20 protein-coding genes and 1 tRNA gene are annotated in these 20,722 nt (G+C 59.3%); 18 read left to right on the top strand and 3 right to left on the bottom strand.

Going from position 1 to position 20,722, the window contains the following annotated elements:
• Window positions 1-140 precede the first annotated feature (140 nt).
• Complete coding sequence (gene crp, locus ABB29_RS08990; protein ID WP_057658296.1) at window positions 141-827, bottom strand: cAMP-activated global transcriptional regulator CRP; 687 nt, start codon at window positions 825-827, stop codon at window positions 141-143.
• Between the two features lie 221 nt (window positions 828-1,048).
• On the opposite strand from crp, the gene speD reads away from it, so the two are divergent.
• Window positions 1,049-1,840 (top strand): adenosylmethionine decarboxylase, encoded by a 792-nt coding sequence (gene speD, locus ABB29_RS08995; RefSeq protein WP_057658297.1) that lies wholly within the window; start codon window positions 1,049-1,051, stop codon window positions 1,838-1,840.
• A gap of 172 nt (window positions 1,841-2,012) precedes the next feature.
• On the top strand, window positions 2,013-2,336 hold the full coding sequence (gene sugE / locus ABB29_RS09000) for a quaternary ammonium compound efflux SMR transporter SugE (protein WP_057658462.1): 324 nt from the start codon (window positions 2,013-2,015) through the stop codon (window positions 2,334-2,336).
• A 103-nt stretch (window positions 2,337-2,439) separates the two neighbouring features.
• On the opposite strand, the gene coq7 is transcribed toward sugE, so the two are convergent.
• A complete protein-coding gene (gene coq7 / locus ABB29_RS09005; protein WP_057658298.1) occupies window positions 2,440-3,084 on the bottom strand; it encodes a 2-polyprenyl-3-methyl-6-methoxy-1,4-benzoquinone monooxygenase in 645 nt (214 codons plus the stop codon).
• Window positions 3,085-3,353: 269 nt separating this feature from the next.
• Between coq7 and rplM the strand changes: the two genes are divergently transcribed.
• The 6 genes from rplM to maiA all read left to right on the top strand — a co-directional run bounded on the left by rplM (window position 3,354) and on the right by maiA (window position 6,982).
• Complete coding sequence (rplM, locus tag ABB29_RS09010) at window positions 3,354-3,782, top strand: 50S ribosomal protein L13 (protein WP_057658299.1); 429 nt, start codon at window positions 3,354-3,356, stop codon at window positions 3,780-3,782.
• Between the two features lie 2 nt (window positions 3,783-3,784).
• Window positions 3,785-4,177, top strand: coding sequence for a 30S ribosomal protein S9 (gene rpsI / locus ABB29_RS09015; protein WP_057658300.1), 393 nt, complete (start codon window positions 3,785-3,787; stop codon window positions 4,175-4,177).
• Between the two features lie 24 nt (window positions 4,178-4,201).
• A tRNA-Gln gene (locus ABB29_RS09020) sits at window positions 4,202-4,276 on the top strand.
• Between the two features lie 165 nt (window positions 4,277-4,441).
• A complete protein-coding gene (locus ABB29_RS09025; RefSeq protein ID WP_057658301.1) occupies window positions 4,442-5,203 on the top strand; it encodes a 2OG-Fe dioxygenase family protein in 762 nt (253 codons plus the stop codon).
• Between the two features lie 66 nt (window positions 5,204-5,269).
• Window positions 5,270-6,259: a fumarylacetoacetate hydrolase family protein gene (locus ABB29_RS09030; RefSeq protein ID WP_057658302.1), complete on the top strand. Its 990-nt coding sequence runs from the start codon at window positions 5,270-5,272 to the stop codon at window positions 6,257-6,259.
• A 36-nt stretch (window positions 6,260-6,295) separates the two neighbouring features.
• Window positions 6,296-6,982, top strand: a complete 687-nt coding sequence (maiA, locus tag ABB29_RS09035) for a maleylacetoacetate isomerase (protein ID WP_057658303.1) — start codon at window positions 6,296-6,298, stop codon at window positions 6,980-6,982.
• Between the two features lie 27 nt (window positions 6,983-7,009).
• Here the strand turns inward: maiA and ABB29_RS09040 are convergent, their stop codons facing one another.
• Window positions 7,010-8,155: a PilT/PilU family type 4a pilus ATPase gene (locus ABB29_RS09040; RefSeq protein WP_057658304.1), complete on the bottom strand. Its 1,146-nt coding sequence runs from the start codon at window positions 8,153-8,155 to the stop codon at window positions 7,010-7,012.
• 132 nt (window positions 8,156-8,287) lie between these two features.
• On the opposite strand from ABB29_RS09040, the gene ABB29_RS09045 reads away from it, so the two are divergent.
• The 10 genes from ABB29_RS09045 to ABB29_RS09090 all read left to right on the top strand — a co-directional run bounded on the left by ABB29_RS09045 (window position 8,288) and on the right by ABB29_RS09090 (window position 20,715).
• Window positions 8,288-8,641: a DUF4398 domain-containing protein gene (locus ABB29_RS09045; RefSeq protein ID WP_057658305.1), complete on the top strand. Its 354-nt coding sequence runs from the start codon at window positions 8,288-8,290 to the stop codon at window positions 8,639-8,641.
• Window positions 8,638-9,537, top strand: a complete 900-nt coding sequence (locus tag ABB29_RS09050) for an OmpA family protein (protein WP_057658306.1) — start codon at window positions 8,638-8,640, stop codon at window positions 9,535-9,537. Before ABB29_RS09045 ends, ABB29_RS09050 begins: the two co-directional genes overlap by 4 nt.
• 342 nt (window positions 9,538-9,879) lie before the next feature.
• The gene (locus tag ABB29_RS09055) at window positions 9,880-10,101 is read left to right on the top strand and encodes an HP1242/YdcH family protein (protein WP_057658307.1); all 222 of its coding nucleotides are present in this window, start codon (window positions 9,880-9,882) and stop codon (window positions 10,099-10,101) included.
• 120 nt (window positions 10,102-10,221) lie between these two features.
• Window positions 10,222-11,592 (top strand): pyridoxal-phosphate dependent enzyme, encoded by a 1,371-nt coding sequence (locus ABB29_RS09060; protein ID WP_057658308.1) that lies wholly within the window; start codon window positions 10,222-10,224, stop codon window positions 11,590-11,592.
• A gap of 93 nt (window positions 11,593-11,685) precedes the next feature.
• A complete protein-coding gene (locus ABB29_RS09065; protein WP_057658309.1) occupies window positions 11,686-12,870 on the top strand; it encodes a cystathionine gamma-synthase in 1,185 nt (394 codons plus the stop codon).
• Window positions 12,871-12,928: 58 nt separating this feature from the next.
• Entirely contained in the window at window positions 12,929-14,260 is a 1,332-nt protein-coding gene (locus ABB29_RS09070) for a glycosyltransferase (RefSeq protein ID WP_245622587.1), read from the top strand.
• Entirely contained in the window at window positions 14,254-15,039 is a 786-nt protein-coding gene (locus ABB29_RS09075; protein ID WP_057658310.1) for an ABC transporter permease, read from the top strand. Before ABB29_RS09070 ends, ABB29_RS09075 begins: the two co-directional genes overlap by 7 nt.
• Complete coding sequence (locus tag ABB29_RS09080) at window positions 15,036-16,289, top strand: ABC transporter ATP-binding protein (protein WP_057658311.1); 1,254 nt, start codon at window positions 15,036-15,038, stop codon at window positions 16,287-16,289. Before ABB29_RS09075 ends, ABB29_RS09080 begins: the two co-directional genes overlap by 4 nt.
• A complete protein-coding gene (locus ABB29_RS09085; RefSeq protein ID WP_083487715.1) occupies window positions 16,289-17,800 on the top strand; it encodes an FkbM family methyltransferase in 1,512 nt (503 codons plus the stop codon). The genes ABB29_RS09080 and ABB29_RS09085 overlap by 1 nt, the downstream gene beginning before the upstream one ends.
• Complete coding sequence (locus ABB29_RS09090) at window positions 17,797-20,715, top strand: glycosyltransferase (RefSeq protein ID WP_057658313.1); 2,919 nt, start codon at window positions 17,797-17,799, stop codon at window positions 20,713-20,715. The genes ABB29_RS09085 and ABB29_RS09090 overlap by 4 nt, the downstream gene beginning before the upstream one ends.
• The last annotated feature ends 7 nt before the right edge of the window (window positions 20,716-20,722 follow it).

The following is a 20,722-nucleotide window of genomic DNA, read 5'->3' on the forward strand; positions in this document are numbered from 1 at the left end:
TCGGCGGCAGCCTTCGTTGAGGAATCGGAAGCTTACCCGGCAGCCGGCCGGTTTCCGCCGGGCCGCTTGTGCCAAAAAGGCATATCGAGCTAACGAGGAATCACAATCGCCCGCGGCCACCGGTGCCGCGGGCCGCGTCCTCAGCGGGTGCCGTACAGCACCACGGTCTTGCCACGGGCATGCAGCGAGCCATCGGCCTGCAGCTTCTTCAGTACCCGCCCGGCCATCTCGCGCGAGCAGCCGACCAGTCTTGCCAGCTCCTGCCGCGAGACCCGCAGCTGGGTACCTTCCGGATGACTCATCGCCTCCGGTTCCCGGGCCAGGTCATGCAGGGTACGGACGATGCGATCGGTGACATCCAGGAATGCCAGCCGGCTGGCCTTGCGGCTGGTGTCCAGCAGCCGGCGCGACAGTTGCGCGCCAATCGAATACAGCAGTGCCGGGGCGTCCGCCGACAGCGAGCCGGTGAACAGCTGGTGCAGCCGCTCGTAGCTGATCTCGGCCAGTTCGCAGGTGGTCCGGGTGCGCAGGATCACCTCGCGACGGTCGGATTCAATGAACAGGCCCATCTCGCCGACAAACTCGCCTGGGCCGAAGTAACCCAGCACCAGTTCGCGGTCGTCGTCTTCCTCGGTGATGATGCTGACCGAGCCGCTGACCACGTAATACAACGTGCCGGCCGGGTCTCCCGGACGGAAGACATCGGTGCGGGCGGGGTAACGGCGACGATGGCTATGAACCAGGAAGCGATCCAGGGCCGCGGCGTCGGGTTTCAGCGGACTGATGGCAGCACGTGCCGGAAGCGGAACGGAAGAATTCAAGTTCATGAGGACGTTACGAGGCAATTCAGTGAGCTTAGTCCGATTTGCCCATCAACGGCAAACCCTGTGGGTCAATAACTGCCGCTCTGCGTCACAGCGGCGCGGAAAAGGCGGCAGGAGGGGCCCCCGAACCGCTCATTGCCGGCTTTGCCAAGCCGGACATTTCGTTGAAAGCTGATTTGGCCCATAATTCCGCCTCTCCCATTCCCCCAAGAGGGACGCCCGCCGTGGTCAAACCACTGCCTCGCCTGCGGTTGCAAGGCTTCAACAACCTCACCAAGGCGCTGAGCTTCAACATCTATGACGTCTGCTACGCCGTCTCCGAGGACGAACGCCAGCGGTACATCGAATACATCGACGAGGAATACAACGCCGATCGCCTGACCCAGATCCTGACGGATGTGGCCGAGATCATTGGCGCCAACATCCTCAACATCGCCCGCCAGGACTACGATCCGCAGGGCGCGTCGGTGACGATCCTGATCTCCGAGGAGCCGGTGATCGACAAGTCCCAGGCCAAGGGCGTCATCTCCGACGCGGTGGTCGCGCACATGGACAAGTCGCACATCACCGTGCACACCTATCCGGAAACCCATCCGGACAACGGCATCGCCACCTTCCGCGCCGACATCGACGTCGCCACCTGCGGGGTGATTTCGCCGTTGAAGGCGTTGAACTACCTGATCGAGAGCTTCGAGTCGGACATCGTGGTCATGGACTACCGCGTGCGCGGCTTCACCCGCGACGTGAAGGGCAAGAAGCACTACATCGATCACAAGATCAATTCGATCCAGGACTACCTGGCCAAGAACGTGCGCAGCCGCTACGAGATGCTCGACGTCAACGTCTACCAGGAAAACATCTTCCACACCAAGATGCACCTGCAGGACTTCGACCTGGACAAGTACCTGTTCGAGGAAAAGGCCCGCAACCTGTCGTTCAAGGAACGGATGAAGGTCGAGGCCCGGCTCAAGCGTGAGATCGAAGAGCTCTACCACGGCCGCAACCTGGCCGACTGAGCTCGGCCGCGGGCCGGGTGCCGGTTACACGGGATTCGGCCAGGCGCCGCTACACTGGCGGCACATCATCCAGGTGGGACGGCCCACCGGCAGCAGCCGCTGCCAACACCACCGACGGCGGTCCGGAATGCAGATTCCGGGCCGCTTTTTTTGTTCATCCGAGGAAATCATCATGGCCTGGATCTACCTGCTGCTGGCCGGTGCGTTCGAAATCTGCTTCGCCATCGGCCTCAAATACACCGAAGGATTCACCCGTCTGTGGCCCAGCGTGCTGACCGCGCTGGCCGCGGCCATCAGCCTGTGGCTGCTGACCCAGGCGCTGAGGGTGATACCGGTCGGTACCGCCTACGCGATCTGGACCGGGATTGGCGCGGTCGGCGTGGCGACCCTGGGCATCGTGCTGTTTGCCGAAAGCGCCTCGCCGCTGCGGCTGGCCTGCATTGCCTTGATCGTGGCCGGGGTGATCGGGCTCAAGCTGGCGACCCCGGGCGGGTAATGACCCGCCCCGAGCATCGTGGAGCCAGATGCGTCGGGACCGCGCTATCGCCTGCCGTGGAGACGGCATCACCAACAAGGCAACAAAGGCCGGGGAGGCGTGGCTACAGCCGGTAAGCGATGCCCTTCATGAGCTTGGAGGCCAGCGTCATCAGCCCGGGAATCGGCGCCGGCAGCACCCGCGCGCCGGCCTGTTCGGCGTGCTCGGCATGGCGGGCTTCATCGGCTTTCATCACGCTGATGATTTCACGGCTGCGCAGATCGGCGGGCGGTAGCGTTTCCAGGTGTTCGTCCAGGTGCGCCTCGACCTGGTGTTCGGTCTCGACCACGAAGCCCAGGCTCCAGTCGTCGCCGCGCAGCGCCGCCACGGCACCCAGCGCGTAGCTGCTGGCATACCAGAGCGGGTTGAACAGGCTGGGGCGGCTGTCCAGTTCATCCAGGCGGTCAGCGCACCAGGCCAGATGGTCGGTTTCCTCCTGCGCCGCCGCCAGCAGGTGGGCGCGGGTCTGTTCGTCACGGGCCACCGCGGCCTGTCCGAAGTACAGGCCCTGCGCGCAGATCTCGCCGACGTGGTTGATCCGCATCAGCCCGGCGGCATGGCGGCGCTCGCCCGGCGTCAGCTCGACCTCCGGGGTATCGCCGGCCGGGTTGGCGCGCAGCGCAGGCGGGCGGCCGAACACGGTTTCCAGCGCACGCTGGCTTTCGTTCAGCAAATGATCGAGCGGGGAGTACTGGCGGACACGCGACATGGCAGGGCCTTGGAACGGGAAAAAAGCGGCGGAAGCGCTGCAATTCCAGCACAATGCGCGTCCCGCGACGGCTATTTTCCCTTGCCGGGCCCGCAAACGCCACGGCGGCCGCGGGGCCACGCCGGCCTGCGGCCGATTTCGCAGCGATGGACTTGCGGCAGCCAGATCAGCCCGCTATCATAGGCGGCTCTCCGCAATACACAACGCGTGGCAAAGTTCCGTCAGGGTCGTCCTGCAGGAATCCGCCCGACCAAATATAAGAGTTTCCAATGACTACCTTCACCGCCAAAAATGAGACCGTCCAGCGCGACTGGTACGTCGTCGACGCCGCCGGCAAGACGCTCGGCCGCCTGTCGACCGAACTGGCCCGCCGCCTGCGCGGCAAGCACAAGCCGGTTTACACCCCCCACGTCGACACCGGTGATTACCTGGTGGTGATCAACGCCGAAAAGATTGTCGTCACCGGCAACAAGCTGGCCGACAAGAAGTACCACCGCTTCACCGGGTACATCGGCAACCTGAAGACCGAAACCCTGTCGCAGGCACTGGAACGTCATCCGGAGCGCGTGATCGAGATCGCCGTGAAGGGCATGCTGCCGAAGAACACCCTTGGCCGTGAGATGTACCGCAAGTTGAAGGTCTATGCAGGCCCCAACCACCCGCACGCCGCTCAACAGCCGCAAGTTCTGGATATCTAATCATGGCTATCACGCAAAACTACGGCACCGGCCGTCGCAAGTCCTCCACCGCCCGCGTGTTCCTGCGCAAGGGCAGCGGCACCATCACCGTCAACGACCGTCCGCTGGACGAGTTCTTCGGCCGTGAAACCGCGCGCATGATCGTGCGCCAGCCGCTGGAGCTGACCAAGAACACCGAAAGCTTCGACATCTACGTCACCACCTCTGGCGGCGGCACCACCGGCCAGGCCGGCGCCATCCGCCTGGGCATCGCCCGCGCGCTGGTGGAGTATGATGAAACCCTGAAGTCCGAACTGCGCCAGGCAGGCTTCATGACCCGTGACGCCCGCGAAGTCGAGCGCAAGAAGGTCGGTCTGCACAAGGCACGTCGCGCGACCCAGTTCTCGAAGCGCTAATCGTTTCACCGAGGTTTGCACTACAGCCCCGTCGCCAAGCGGTAAGGCACCTGACTCTGACTCAGGCATTCGGAGGTTCGAATCCTTCCGGGGCTGCCAACTTGAAGTCCGATACACTGGCCATCGCGCCGCGTATCGGGCAGCCACACAAGCCCGCCCCGTGCGGGCTTTTGTGTTGTTGGGCGTATTGAATTGACCACGGCAGCGCCGGCGCTGGCAGGCGCCACGTGGCCACACCATCCACCATCGGTCCGGGACAGAGGCATGGTCGCGACTTTTCTTCCTCCATTCTGCAGTGCGGAGCAGGTCGTGCCGCAGGTGCGCGAGCGCGGTTTCGCGGCGCTGGCACCGGAAACGCTGGCCGGGGTGTGCCAGCTCGAACTGCTGGATTTGCACGCACTGGCACCGCAGTGGGAAAACCTGCCCCCGGATCAGTACCTGAAGGACGGTGGCCGTTACCGCCAGCGCCGCCATTCCTGCTTCGTGGTCGAGGCCGGGCAGGTGCTGCTGGCGCCGCATCGCGCGCATTGGCAGTCGCTTGACTACAACGCGCTGCACGGTGGCATGCAGCGTTGGTTCGAACCGCTGCCAGCGGTTTTGCTGGAACAGCCGGTGTGGACCCGGCTGGTGGCCGGCCTTGCCGACCTGTGCAGCCGCCTGCGTCCGTCACCGCGCTGGTACGTGGAGGCACACCAGTTCCGCATCGATACCGCCGATGGCATCGGCCGGCCGACGCCGGAGGGTGCGCACCGCGACGGCGTGGATTTCGTCGCGGTGGCCCTGGTCAACCGGTTGGGTATCAAGGGCGGCGAAACCCGGGTGTTTGCCGCCGCCGGCCCGGACGGGCAAAGGTTCACTCTGGCGCAGCCGTGGTCGCTGATGTTCCTCGACGATGAACGGGTGATCCACGAATCGACCCCGATCCAGCCATTGGAGGAGGTCGGCCACCGCGATACGCTGGTACTGACTTTCCGTGCGGCCGGCTTCCAGGGCGAGGGCGCCGACCCTGGCCCCGGTGATAAGTGACTTTCGCTGCGGCCGGCAGATAGTTACCATTGAAACAAATTCCATTCCGAACATGTTGGTGCACTGATGAAACTGGGTTCGCTGAAAGAAGGTGGTCGTGACGGCAGCTTGATCGTGGTCTCACGCGACTTGACCCGTGCGGTCCGCGCGACCGGGATCGCCGCGACCCTGCAGATGGCGCTGGAAGACTGGTCCAACATCGCGCCGCGCCTGAACGCCCTGTACCAGTCGCTGAATGCCGGCGACGCCGATGGCGTGTTCGACCTCGACCCGCAGGCACTGGCGGCACCGCTGCCGCGTGCCTACGAGTTTGTCGATGGCAGCGCCTATCTGCCGCACGTCGAGCGGGTGCGACGCGCCCGCAATGCCGAGGTGCCGGCCAGCTTCTACACCGATCCGCTGATGTACCAGGCCACCAGCGCCAGCTTTTATGGCCCGCGCGACGCGGTCAAGGTGGTCAGCGAGGAGTACGGCATCGATCTGGAAGCCGAACTGGTGGTGATCACCGACGACGTGCCGATGGCGGTCACGCCGGAACAGGCCGCGGGCCATATCCAGTTGATCGGACTGGTCAACGATGTCTCGTTGCGCAACCTGATCCCGGCTGAGCTGGCCAAGGGTTTCGGCTTCCTGCAGTCCAAGCCGCGTTCGGCGCTGTCGCCGGTGTTCGTGACCCCGGACGAGCTGGGCCCGGCCTGGAAGGGCAACAAGGTCCACCTGCCGCTGCTGACCCATATCAACGGCGAATGGTTCGGCGCACCGGAAGCCGGCGAGGACATGCAGTTCGATTTCTCGCAGCTGGTCGCGCACGCGGCCAAGACGCGTCCGCTGTCGGCCGGCACCATTGTCGGCTCCGGCACCATCGCCAATGAGGACACCTCGCGCGGCGCCTCCTGCTTTGCCGAGAAACGCACCGTCGAAACCCTGCGTGACGGCAAGCCGTCGACCCCGTTCATGAAGTTCGGCGACGTGGTCCGGATCGAGATGAAGGATGCCGATGGCCATTCCATCTTCGGCGTGATCGAACAGCGCATCGAACAGCAGCCGCTGCCGTAAACCAGCGCATGTCACAGCACCGGACAGGAGATCGGCATGCACGATGAGCGCTCCAGCGCCGCCGCCCACGCGTCGCTGACGCTGTATTCGTACTGGCGCTCCAGCGCTGCCTACCGGGTCCGGATCGGGCTCAACCTCAAGGGCCTGGACTATCAGCTGCAGCCAGTGCACCTGGTCAAGGACGGTGGCCAGCAGCATGCCGACGCTTACCGGCAACTCAATCCGCAGCAACTGCTGCCGACGCTGCTGCATGATGGCCAGGCGCTGACCCAGTCGCTGGCGATCCTCGAGTACATCGACGAAACCTGGTCAACGCCGCCGCTGCTGCCGGCCGAGCCGCACGCACGCGCACGGGTGCGGGCGCTGGCGCAGCTGGTGGCGTGCGACATCCATCCGCTGGGCAATCTGCGGGTGCTGCAATATCTGGAATCACGCCTGCAGGTGGCCGGCGATGAGCGCCTGGGCTGGAGCCGGCATTGGATCGAAGCCGGCTTTGGCGCATTCGAGTCGATGCTGGCAGCGCAGGGCCCGGCCGACGACTTCTGTCATGGCCAGCAGCCGGGCCTGGCTGACTGCTGCCTGCTGCCGCAGGTCTACAACGCGCGGCGCTTCGGCGTGTCGCTGGACGCGTTCCCGCGCATCCGCCGGATTGAAGCAGCCTGCCTGGCGTTGCCGGCGTTCGACCGGGCGCGGCCGGAAAACCAACCGGACGCGCAGATCTGAACCGGCACTAGCGGGCCGACGCCCGGCTCAGCCAAAGCCCTGGGTGATCTTCGGGGCGCCGGATGCGGTGGCGCCGAAGTCGGCGTAAGGGTCCAGCTCCTCGCTGCTGGTGCTGCCTTCGGACAAGCGGAACTTCAAGGCCAGGCCATCGCGTGAGTCGGCGGCACGCAGCGCTTCTTCCTGCTCGATCCTGCCCTGCTTGGTCATCCGGAACAGGCACTGGTCGAATGACTCCATGCCTTCTTCCAGCGACTCTTCCATCGCCTGCTTGATTTCGTGCACCTGCCCGCGCCGCAGCAGGTCGCGGATCATCGGCGTGTTGATCAGCACTTCGGCGGCCGGCAACCGGCGCCCGTCGACGCCCTTGACCAGGCGTTGCGATACCACCGCGCGCAGGTTCAACGCCAGGTTCATCAGCACGTTCTTGTGCGCCGATTCCGGGAAGAAGTTGAGGATGCGCTCGATGGTCTGGTCGGCATTGTTCGAATGCAGCGTGGCCAGGCACAGATGGCCGGTTTCGGCGAAGGCAATGGCCGCCTCCATCGTCGTGGCATCGAGGATCTCGCCAATCAGGATGACGTCCGGCGCTTCGCGCATCGCGTTCTTCAGCGCATTGTGGAACGCATGCGTGTCCAGCCCGACCTCGCGCTGGTTGACGATCGACTGCTTGTGCTTGTGCAGGTATTCAATCGGGTCTTCGATGGTCAGGATGTGACCGCTGGTGTTGGCATTGCGGTAATCGATCATCGATGCCAGCGAGGTCGATTTGCCGGAGCCGGTGGAACCGACCAGCAGCACCAGACCGCGCGGGGTCATGATGATGTCCTTCAGCACGTCCGGCAGGTTCAATTCCTCGATGCTCGGGATCACGCTGCGGATGGCGCGGATGACCATGCCTACCTCGCCCCGCTGCTTGAACACATTGACCCGGAAGCGACCGGCGTCCTGCAGGGCGATGGCCATGTTCAGCTCCAGCTCGCGCTCGAACACCGGCACCTGGCCTTCGTCCATCAGCGAATAGGCAATCTTCTTGACCATGCCCGGTGGCAGGCCGGTATTGCCCAGCGGATAGAGCTTTCCTTCAATCTTGATGTAGACCGGCGCCCCGGTGGTCAGGAACATGTCCGAGGCGTTCTTCTCGGTCATCAGCTTCAGGAAATAGCCGATGTCCATAGGTATTGCTCCCCAAAATGAGCGGCGCACATTGCAAGTGCGGCGCAGGCTTCCGACAATGGCCGTGAGATCCCCAAGACGACACGGCTTCCAATGATTAGCTTCGCACAATTACGCGGCACACTGTATGTGATGGCCGCCGCACTAGCACTATCACTGGCGACAATTTCGACCAGTGGCGCGCAGACCGCCACCACCCCGGAGCTGCAGGCCGCCATTGATGCGGTGGCCCGTGCGACCGACGCCGATGCCGATCAGTACGCGCAGGACAGCATCGAAAGCGCGCGCCAGCTGCTGCGCCAGGCGCAGGCGGCCCAGGCCAATCGTGACAAGCGCGAGGCCGAGGACTTCGCCCTGCGCGCCGCTGCCGAGGCCGATCTGGCCAGGGCCCGCAGCGAGGAAGCCACCGCCAATGCCGAACTGGCCCATCGCCAGCAGGAAGTCGCCGCGCTCAAGCAGAAGCTGGGCCTGGAGCAGACGCCATGAGCGCACTGAACCGCCGCCACCGTCATCTGGCCTTGCTGCTGGCCCTCGCAGGTGTGGCCGCGGTGCCACTTGCGGCCCGCGAAAGCCCCGAGGCCACGCAGCTGAACCAGCAACTGGCGGCCCTGCAGGCCAACCCGGATCTGCGCGAAATGGCCCCGTACGAGCGGGTCCAGGCCCAGCAGGCAATCGTCGCGCTGGACGATGCCCGCCGCCGTGATCGCGAGCGAGCCCTGTTCATCGCCCAGCGCCGGGTCGAGATTGCCGAGGTTGCCGCGCGCACCGCGTACGCGCAGCAGCAACTGCATCAACTGGACCGCCTGCGTGGCGATCTGCTGGTCGAGGCCAGCCAGCGCGATGCCGCACGGGCGCGCCAGGAAGCCGAACGCATGCGCATCCAGGCCCAGATCCAGGCCGAGGAGGCCGAACGCCTGCGCCAGTCCGCGGAGGCCGAATCGCTGGCCCGCCAGGACGTCGAAGCCACCTTGACCACGGTGACCGGCCAGCAGACCGCCAAGCTGAGCGCGGCCAAGCAGAAGGATGCCAAGCTGGCTCGCGAGGAAGCCGAACTGATGTCCGGCGCCAAACTGCCGCCGTCGAAGTTCGACGGCGACAGCGAGGTCTTCACCCTGGGCGCGTCGGCATTCCAGTCCGGCACAGCCAAACTGTCGGCCAGCGGCAAGACCAGTCTCAGCGCACTGACCGCCTATCTGCAGGCCACGCCCAAGGCCAAGGCCCGCATCGAGGGCTATGGCGAAGCCAATGTACCCGCGCAGAAACGCGCCGATGCGGTACGCGATGCGTTGGTGGCGGCCGGCATTCCTAAATCGCGCCTGAGCGCGGTGGCCAAGGGCAATGCCAGCAAATCGCGGGCGCTGGTGCTGCGGGTCGCGCTGTAAGCCTTGCAGGACAGGGGACACGTCTTTCCTGAAGCTTGTAAATCATTCGTAAAACCGATAATTTTCTTTTAAAATCAATGCGTTGGCATAAGGCTTGCCGGCTTCGAAAAGCAAGAGTAGGGTCATAAACCCAGACGGCTTTTTTGCCGCCTGGTCGACCGGAGAACCGAGCCATGGCAATACCCTGCAACAGCGATGACGGCGCCAACCACCACAACCGGGTGGGGCGCGGTCCGGTGACGGGTTCCGCCCATGCATGTGCCCGGTTTTCCGCTTCCAGACCAACGCCCCGTGCCTGACCGCCGGGGCGTTTGTTTTTGCAGCTGAAGGAGGTACTTACCCATGTTCGAAGGTCAAGCCCAGTCCGACATTGATGCGCTGATGAAAACCAATCCGGAGTTCAAGCAGCTGTACCAGCGACACCGCGAACTCAACAAGAAAGTCACCGATGCCGAGTTGGGCGTGCTGCCGATTGATGACAACCGGCTGGCGCAGATGAAACGCGAGAAGCTTGCCGCCAAAGAGCGCCTGCTGAAGATTTACGATCCTTCCCCCCGCCACTGACAAGTTCATCGTCGCGGGCGGTGGCGGCCACCTCGTCGGTCGCCGCCGCCCGCGTCACCCCATCGCGCCACCCGTGCGATAATCCCGGCCCACTTCAGGACGACGCGGGCAGCACGCAGCATGGCGATACACTCCTCGGTACTAGAGCTCATCGGCAACACCCCGATCGTCCGCGCGCAGCATCTGGACACCGGCGTCTGCGAGCTGTTCCTGAAACTGGAAAGCGCCAATCCGGGTGGCTCGATCAAGGACCGCATCGGTCTGTCGATGATCGAAGCCGCTGAAAAGCGCGGCGACATCAAACCCGGCGACACCCTGGTCGAAGGCACCGCCGGCAACACCGGCATTGGCCTGGCGCTGGTGGCCCAGCAGAAAGGCTACAAGCTGCTGCTGGTGGTCCCGGACAAGATGAGCCGTGAAAAGATCTTCAACCTCAAGGCAATGGGTGCCGAGGTAGTGCTGACCCGCTCGGACGTGGCCAAGGGCCATCCTGAGTACTACCAGGACCTGGCTGCCCGCATCGCCAGTGAAACTCCCGGCGCGTACTTCATCAACCAGTTCGGCAATGCCGACAATCCGGCCGCCCATCAGTTCGGCACCGGCCCGGAAATCCTGCAGCAGATGGATGGCAGGCTGGACGCCATCGTCTTCGGCTGCGGCAGCTCGGGGACCATGACCGGCCTGTCGCGCGCCTTCGCCGAACACGCCCCGGACGTGGAACTGGTGCTGGCCGACCCGGTCGGCTCGATCCTGACCGAGTACATCAACGACGGCACCCTCAGCGAGAAGTCCGGCAGCTGGCTGGTGGAAGGCATCGGCGAGGATTTCCTGCCGCAGATTTCCGACTTCAGCCGGGTCAAGCGCGCCTACGCCATCAGCGACAAGGAGAGCTTCCTGACCGCGCGCGCGCTGCTGGAAAAAGAGGGCATCCTCGGCGGCTCGTCGACCGGTACCCTGCTGGCGGCGGCACTCAAGTACTGCCAGGCACAGACCACGCCCAAGCGGGTGCTGGTGTTTGTCTGCGACACCGGCAACAAGTACCTGTCGAAGATGTACAACGACTACTGGATGCTCGATAACGGCTTCATCGAACGCGAGCAGTATGGTGACCTGCGCGATTTGATCCTGCGCCCCTACAGCCAGCGTGACACCGTGGTGGTGAGTCCTGGCGACCTGCTGACCACGGCCTACCAGCGGATGAAGCTGTACGACGTGTCACAGCTGCCGGTGATGGACGGCGAGAAACTGGTCGGCATCGTCGACGAAAGCGACGTCCTGCTGCACGTCTACGGCGATGAAGCGCGCTTCCGCGACCCGGTGTCCACGGCCATGGTCAGCAAGCTGGACCGGCTGGACGTGCGTTCGCCGATTGAAGCGCTGCTGCCGGTATTCGACCGTGGCCAGGTCGCGATCATCACCGATGGCGACAGTTTCCTGGGTCTCATTACCCGTATCGACCTGCTCAACTACCTGCGCCGCCGCAGCCAGTAAAAGGCGCCGGTCGGCGGGCGCCAGGGCAGTCGGGATTGTGCAGGCGTATTAAGGCAATGCTGCTAAAATACGCGGTCAACAAACGGAAAGACCATGTCGCAGAATGACTTAGGCGCGGGCCACAAGGGCCCCTTGGCGCTGGCCACGCTGGCCATCCATGGCGGGCAGGCCCCGGACCCCTCGACCGGGGCGGTGATGCCGCCCATCTACGCCACGTCCACGTATGCGCAGAGCAGCCCCGGCGTGCATCAGGGCTTCGAGTACTCGCGCACCCATAACCCGACCCGTTTCGCCTACGAGCGCTGCGTCGCCAGCTTGGAAGGTGGCAGCCGCGGGTTTGCCTTCGCCTCCGGCATGGCGGCCAGCTCGACCGTGCTGGAACTGCTGGACAGCGGCAGCCACGTCATTGCCATGGACGACATCTATGGCGGCAGCTACCGGCTGTTCGAGCGCGTGCGCAAACGCAGCGCCGGGCTGGATTTCAGCTTTGTCGACCTGACCGACCTGGCGGCCTTCGAAGCGGCGATCCAGCCGCAGACCCGGATGGTGTGGATTGAAACCCCGACCAATCCGATGCTGAAAATCGTCGATATCCAGGCGGTGGCGGATATCGCCCGCAAGCGCGGGTTGATTGTGCTGGTCGACAACACGTTCGCTTCGCCGATGCTGCAACGGCCGCTGCAACACGGCGCGCACCTGGTCATGCATTCGGCCACCAAGTACCTCAATGGCCACTCGGACATGGTCGGCGGCATGGTGGTGGTGGGCGATGACACCGAACTGGCCGAACAGATGGCGTTCCTGCAGAACTCGGTTGGTGCCGTGCAGGGCCCGTTCGACAGCTTCCTCGCCCTGCGCGGCCTGAAAACCCTGCCGCTGCGGATGAAGGCCCACTGCGAAAACGCCCAGGCACTGGCCGAATGGCTGCAGCAGCACCCGGCGGTGGCCAGCGTCATCTACCCGGGCCTGCCATCGCATCCGCAACACGCATTGGCCAAGCGCCAAATGGACGGCTTCGGCGGGATCATCTCCGTCGTCCTGAAGGGAGGCTTCGACGCCGCCAGGCGCCTGTGCGAAAACACCCACCTGTTCACCCTGGCCGAATCCCTCGGTGGCGTAGAAAGCCTGATCAACCACCCGGCAGTGATGACCCATGCCTCGATCCCCGTCGAGCGCCGCAATGCACTGGGCATCAGCGATGGCCTGGTGCGGCTGAGCGTGGGGGTGGAGGCGTTGGGTGATTTGCAGGATGACCTCCGGCAAGGAATTAGCATTTGAGCACGGGTCGAGGAACCGTAGCCCTGTGAACAAAGCAGTCCTAAAAAAGTGCAGCAGCATGCTGCTGTGGCTGAGAGAGCGGGTCTGGTTGCGCGCTGCCTACTCTCTCTTGCCCCTATCGTTCAGGCGAGCGCTGTCGCGCTGGTCGCGGAGCGCTGCAAGCGAGCAACTGGTTTTTCCCAGTCTGCCTAACTGGGACAAATCGGAAGCAATAAAACCACACTTAAGAGCTCTGAGCAGCGCGCATGGTGGTTGCGGTATCAACATGATCGGCTTCTTCAGAGGTCAATTTGGTATCGCTGAAAGTGCACGAAACTACGCACGTGCACTGTTGAGTATGGATATTCCTGTCGCGCTTAATGACATCGGGGAGGAGCTAGAGATCCCGAGCGGAGATGATTCACTGGATCAGCTGATAGTTGACTCGCTTCCCTATGCGATAACCATCATATGCGTGAATCCGGACCACCTAGAACTGGCACTAAGAAAGATAGATACCAAGGATCGGCGAGGTTATATATTTGCCAGCTGGTTTTGGGAGCTCGAGAAAATTCCTGATGAGTGGCAAACGGCTATCAATCAGGTCGATGAAATCATCGTCTCCTCATCGTTCATCGAGCAAGCATTCAAACTAAGAACTGACAAGCCGATACTGAAGGCCGCCCCTCCCATTCGCCAGTTGCAAAGCAGCGGTCTGGGGCGGCGAGATTTTGGAATTGATGAAAATGTGTTTCTTTTCGTGAATTCTTTTGACTTTAATTCGCGCATCGCACGGAAGAATCCCTACGCAACCATTTCAGCGTTTCAACAGGCATTCCCAGAAGGCACTGAAAAAGTACAGCTTTTGATAAAAACCAGCAACGCGATTGCCTACTTGGATGAGCTACAGGAACTAAGGAAACTGGCGGCGCAGGACAGACGTATTTCAATACGGGATGAACTTATAGAGTCAGCACATTTCGTCTCATTGCTTGCGTGCGCGAACGTCTACGTCTCCTTGCATCGTTCCGAGGGTTTTGGTTTGGGGATTGCTGAAGCGATGTCGCTTGGCAAGCCAGTTATTGCGACAGCATGGTCTGGCAACATGGAATACATGACTACGCGAAACAGCTTCCTCGTGGGATACGCACTTTCGGAGATAAAAAGCGGGCAGTACCCAGCTAGCGAAGGGCAGCTATGGGCCGATCCAGACATATGCCTGGCGGCGAATTTCATGCGACAACTATTCGTGAATCCGGAACTCGCCCGGACAGTTGGAGAGAAGGCCGCACGGGATATCAGAGAGCAGCTGAATCCTGCATTGATTGCTGGCAAGATAAAGACCCGCTGCGAGCAAATTATGCTGGAAGCCATTAGGTTCGAAGATAGACAGGATATAGAGAAATGCTAAAAGCAATTTGGACCTATAGATTTTTCATACTTTCATCCATAAAAAATGATCTGAGGTCAAGATTCATCACAAGCAAGTTGGGGGCCTTGTGGATGATCATTCATCCGTTGGCACAGGTTCTTATTTTCGCCTTGGTACTTTCCGAGGTGCTGTCGGCGAAGCTTCCTGGAATCGACAATAAGTATGCATATGCCATCTATCTAATGGCAGGAACTCTTGGCTGGACATTGTTCTCGGAAACCATTTTCAGATTCACAAATATATTCATAGATAACGCGAATCTTCTTAAAAAAATGGCGTTCCCTAGGCTATGTCTGCCACTGATTGTGGGCGGGCAGATGCTAGTGAACAATGTGCTACTACTCGTTGCGATCCTTGGAGTCTTTGCCGTGTTGGGACATACGCCAAGCGCCGTAGCACTTTGGCTTCCGTTGCTGATGCTAATTACATTGCTGCTGGCTATGTCCGTTGGAATTTTACTAGGCACCCTAAATGTATTCATGCGGGACATCGGACAGGTAGTGCCGGTCATCATGCAGGCCCTGTTCTGGTTAACTCCCGTCGTTTACAACTTGAATATCCTGCCGGAGAAAGTTCAAGCTATTTTCAGGCTGAATCCTATGTACCCGCTAGTGACAAGCTACCAGAACGTCCTTGTCTTTGATAAACCTCCATTGTTTGAAGACCTTGGTATCCTCTTGATTTGGGCTGTTGCCATGGGCTTGGCCGGCCTCGCTCTTTTTCGGCGAGCATCCCCTGAAATGGTGGATGTGCTATGAGCGGCGAACTTAGCCTAAAAGGCGTCGGAAAGTCCTATCGTACTTGGAGCAGTGAGTGGCTGCGAATGGCCTCTTGGTTCGGCTTGCCGGTAAAGCCAAAAGAGCAGAACTGGGTTCTGGCCAACATAGACTTCCATGTTGGTAAAGGCGAAACGGTTGGCATCATCGGTCAGAATGGTGCTGGTAAAAGTACTTTGCTCAAGATCGTAACAGGCACGGTTCGTCCCGACCGCGGTGAAATTGTGCGAAATGGCAGAGTTGCTGCGATTCTTGAGCTTGGCATGGGGTTCAACCCTGACCTCACCGGGCGCGCCAACGTTGTACACGCTGCAGGAATCATGGGGATGGAACACTCGGCTATCATGGCGGCAATGCCCGGTATAGAGTCATTTGCCGAGATTGGAGACTATTTTGATCAGCCGGTCCGGACTTACTCAAGCGGCATGCAAATGCGAGTGGCGTTCAGTGTCGCTACGGCATTCAAGCCGGATTTATTGATTATCGACGAGGCGCTATCCGTCGGGGACTCATACTTCCAGCATAAAAGTTTTGATCGCATCAGGGCCTTCAGGGAGCAAGGGACGTCGATACTATTCGTATCGCATGGCTTGTCTGATGTCAAAACACTATGCGACCGCGTCATACTATTGGATAAAGGTACTATTCTCAAAGACGGTGCACCTGATGAGGTTGTAGATTATTACAACGCCATGGTGGCCGTGAAGGAAAACCAGGCATTATCTATAGAGCAAAGGCGGGCCAAAGACGGTTGGTTGCTGACGAGGAGTGGTACCAGGGAGGTGACGGTAGAGTCACTGGGATTGTTTGACGCAGGGACGCAAGAGCCGATCCGGGTTGCGTCGGTTGGGCAGCGTGTTGAACTGAAGCTGCGGGCGAAAGTCAATGACGCAATTCCTCGCTTGGTTCTAGGGTATATGCTGCGGGACAAACAGGGGCATGTGATCTGGGGTACAAATACCTGGCATACCAAGCAACTTCTCACTCATCTCGAACAGGATGACTTGGTTGAGTACAGTTTGGCTTTTACCTGCACACTGGGACCCGGCTCTTATTCTGTATCTCCTGCATTAGTGAGCTCGGATACACACGTGGAGAATAACTACGAGTGGATAGATAATTTGTTCGTGTTCGATGTCATCAACACATCACACAGTGTGTTCATCGGTGCGACTTGGCTTGATGCAGAATTTGATATCCGGCATCTTAACCGTAGTGTGGAACAAAGTTGATGGATAAGAGAGATCTACCTGCGCCAATAACTTCTTATGCGCAAAATTTCGAAGATGTCATGCTTTGGCGCGCTCTTGGCCACATAGCGCATGGACAGTATGTCGACGTCGGAGCGCAGGATCCTACGGTCGATTCTGTAAGCAAGGCTTTCTACCTGCGCGGGTGGCGAGGCGTCCATGTGGAGCCTGTTCCATCCTATGCGCGACAACTTGAATTGGAGCGTCAAGAAGATATTGTGCTACAGGCTGCGGTCGGAGCAGAGGCCGGCGTCGAAACTTTCTACGAAGTGCAGCGCACTGGGTTGAGTACAAGAATCAAGCAGCTTGCCGACGATTATGCCAACCGTGGTTTGACAGTTGTCGAGCTTACTGTTCCCCGGGTCACGCTGGATCAGATATTTGAAAGAATCGAGGGCGAGATTCATTGGCTAAAAATTGATGTCGAAAGGGCTGAGTTCGAAGTGATCTCAGGTTGGAATGGTCCGTGCCGCCCATGGATTGTTGTCATAGAAAGTGTTGTTCCGAGTGGATCTGAAAGGGTTGATCAGGAATGGGAAGCAATGCTGCTCGCGCGGGGCTATGAGCTACGCTACTTCGATGGTGTTAATGGATACTATGTTCATCAGGAACACATTGAGCTGCATCCGGCTTTAGTGTCCCCGCCTAATGTGAATGATCAGTTTGAACTTTCTGGCACAAGCACCGCGAGCTTCTGCAATGGCTTGAACGCAAGAAATGAAGCTCTCATCCAAGAGATGGCCACGATCGAAAAGCGGCGAACTGATGAAGTTTGGGCAGCGAATCACGCCGCGCGGCTCGCGACCGAAGAGATGAGGGGAGAAATAGATACGCTTGAGCGCAAGGTCGCGGATGCCGAAGGTTTGGCAAGAACGATTCGAGGCGAGTTCATGGAGCGGGAAATTGTGATTGTATCGGAACGTGCTGTTGCGCTCGCGCAGGCTACACGTCTACAACATCAAATGACCGAACTGCACGAGTCCGTCAGGCATCGAGTATGGGAGGCCGTGCACGGGGTATCAATGCAAAGGGATGATGCGCTGGAACAGCTCAAGACGATTACTGACCAATTGAACAGGATGTCCGCGAGCACTTCCTGGAAGGTCACTGCGCCATTGCGATTCCTCATGCGTGGAGCACGGGCAGCGTTCAGGATGCCGGGGCGTCTATTTAGACTACTTGTACGCCTTGCAAAGAGGCTGGTAATGGGAGGGATCACGATTCTTCTCCGCTGCATTGATAAGTCACCAAGCTTGAAAGCAGGTGGTATTGGTCTGATACGAAGGTATCCGACATTGGAGACGAGGGTCGCTCGATGGCACGCGGTAGCGATGGGAAAGAACCCGGATTTACGTGTTAATCGGAACTTTCTGGTCGAGAACTACAGTGGGCCTATCTCCACGATGGGAGCGTTGCCCGAACATATATCTGAGTCTGGCCGTAGAACGCTGGAGCGCATAAGGGCATTGGCTTCAGGTATGGAGCAGAAATGAAAATTCTGATTGATCTGCAAGGCGCTCAATCCGATAGCAGGAATCGTGGCATAGGGCGTTACTCGCTGGCACTGGCGACCGCCATGGCCAGGAACGCTGGTGACCATGAGTTGCACGTGCTCCTGAATGGGAATATGGAAGACAGCATTGATCCCATAAAAGAGAAATTTGGCGACACGCTACCGGAAAACCGGTTCCACTTTTGGAAGCCAGTGCGGACGGAACAGTATTCCGAAGACGGTGATTCAGCCGATGAAAGGATCAGAGAAGCATACATAACATCCCTGCGTCCTGACGTGCTGCATGTATCCAGCTTATTCGAAGGAATGAATACGCCGGCTATAACCAGTATCGGCGTGTTTAATCCAACCATACCGACTGCGGTTACGCTGTTTGACTTGATCCCGTTGATATATCCTCAACCCTATCTCTCAAACCCGTACATTGCACGTTGGTACTTTGGAAAACTGGATCACCTGCGGCGAGCAGATTTGATACTGGGTATTTCTTCGTCTGCGACGAACGAAGCTAGGCAGTACCTGGGCTGTCCAGAAGAACAAGCTGTGAACATATCGTCCGCCATTGACGATGTTTTTCAGATGACCACGATCCATGAGAGTGACGAACTGGCCCTTCGCAGCAAGTTTGGCCTGAACAAACCGTTTGTGCTCTACACTGGCGGTATAGACCACCGCAAGAACATGAGTGGATTGATCAGGTCATTTGCAGCTCTTCCGGTCGAAGTTCGTTCGAACTACCAGTTAGCTATTGTTTGCAAGGTTTGGGATCAGCCGCGCGAAGAGATGATGACGGTCGCCAGAGACAACGGCTTGGATGAAGACGACCTGGTGCTGACTGGTTACGTGTCAGAAGAAGAGCTGGTGAAACTCTACAATCTATGTAGTCTGTTCGTCTTCCCATCATGGCATGAGGGGTTCGGTTTGCCTGCTCTGGAAGCGATGGCATGTGGCGCACCAGTGATCGCTTCCAACTGTTCCAGCTTGCCTGAGGTGGTTGGGCTGAAAGAGGCGCTATTTGATCCCATGTCGGATATGGAAATGTCGGGGAAGATTCTAGCTGGGCTAACCGACAAGAATTTTCGCGAGAGGCTATTAGCCAATTCGGCTGTTCAGGCGAAAAAGTTTTCCTGGGACAATTCCGCACGGAAGGCGATCGGCGCGCTTGAAGGCCTAGTTGAGCAAAGGAAAGGTCGAGTAAAAGCATGTGAGTTGCCCCATGATAGACCCCGCCTTGCATATGTCTCACCTTTCCCGCCAGAGAAAAGTGGAATAGCTGACTACAGTGCCGAACTGGTGTCCGAGCTGTCGAGACATTATGACATTGATGTGGTGGTGGCGCAGGACCTGATTACCGACATGCAGGTGGTAGGTACTACCCAAGTACGTAAAGTTGATTGGTTCAGAGAGAACTGGAGTTCCTATGACCGCATCGTTTATCACATGGGAAATTCGCAGTTTCATGTTCACATGGTGGACCTGATAAAGCGAATACCGGGAGTTCTTGTGCTGCATGACTTCTTCCTGAGCGGAATGTACGCACACATGGAGTTCGCGCTACAGATGGAAGCGGCATGGGCAAAGGCGCTCTATGCATCACATGGATATTCTGTTCTACCCCTGAAAGTTGCAACTGCTCATGAGAAGTTGATCGTCGACTATCCATGTAATTTTGAAGTCGTCGATAGTGCTCTTGGAGTGATTGTCCACTCGGACTATTCCAAGCGGTTGGGGGACGAATGGTATGGTCCTGGCTTCGCTGATGACTGGGTGACGATACCGTTGCTGAGGTCGCCTTCTTTTGCTGGTGATGATGCGCGGTATAGAGCTTTATCGAAACTCAAGCTACCGGCAGATGCGTTCATTACAAGCAGCTTCGGGTTTCTCGCGCCCTCCAAGTGCAATCATGAGCTGCTCAGGTGCTGGTTTGAAAGCGAGCTTTCGTCTCATCCGAACAGCTTTCTTGTCTTTGTTGGCCAGGCTTATGGCGGTGAATACGGCGAGAGCATGAAAGCTGCCATTGCCGCGCATCCTGCGGGCGAGCGCGTAATCATTACCGGATACGCGGATCAGGAAACTTATCAAAACTATCTACTTTGTTCCGATATTGCGGTGCAACTCAGAACTGCATCGAGAGGAGAGACATCTGCAGCCGTTCTGGATGCGCTTAAGCATGGCGTAGCAACTATTGTTAACTCCAATGGCTCCATGGCGGATCTACCGCAAACGGTCGTGTTGGCGATCGCAGATGAGTTTGAAGATGCCGAGCTCGTTCGTGCGTTGAATCTTCTGCAGGCCGATGAGCAGGTCCGTAAGCGCTACGCTGACGCTGGCCGCAAACGACTTCAAGAGGTTCATTCACCACGTCGGTGCGCGAACTTGTATGCCGAGGCGATTGAGGAATTCTATTCCGATTCGCGCTACAAAACTCAAGGCTTGACGGCGGCCCTGGCCGGTTTGGTGGCAAGGGGACAGTACCCTGCTGACGAACAAGCATTGGGAAGGGCACTGGCGTGGGCGTTACCAGGGCGCAGACCAGCTCGTCAAGTGTTGCTGGACATCTCAGATGTGATGGATGACAAAAGAGAGCGCGAGCGCATAAAGAGTTTGATACTTTATCCGGGGGAGCACGGCACTAGGATCGAGCCGGTAAGGTGGAGCTCTGAGATCAAGTCCTACGTTTACGCACGCGCTTACGCGGCTGAGTTGATTGGTTTAGAGCCAGGCATTCTGATAGATTCGCCCATTGATGTTACAGAGGATGACATGCTCGTCTGGATCCATGCGGCGCCGGACACCGATAGGTCCACCTCAGTCATTCGGCGCGGGGGATGCGTTCGATCTCTTCGCGACTGGTTGTCGCAAATTGAAGTCAAAGAAGTATTACAAGATACTTAATTAACAA

Origin of the sequence: Pseudoxanthomonas dokdonensis, assembly GCF_001431405.1 — a bacterium.
Lineage (GTDB): Bacteria > Pseudomonadota > Gammaproteobacteria > Xanthomonadales > Xanthomonadaceae > Pseudoxanthomonas_A > Pseudoxanthomonas_A dokdonensis.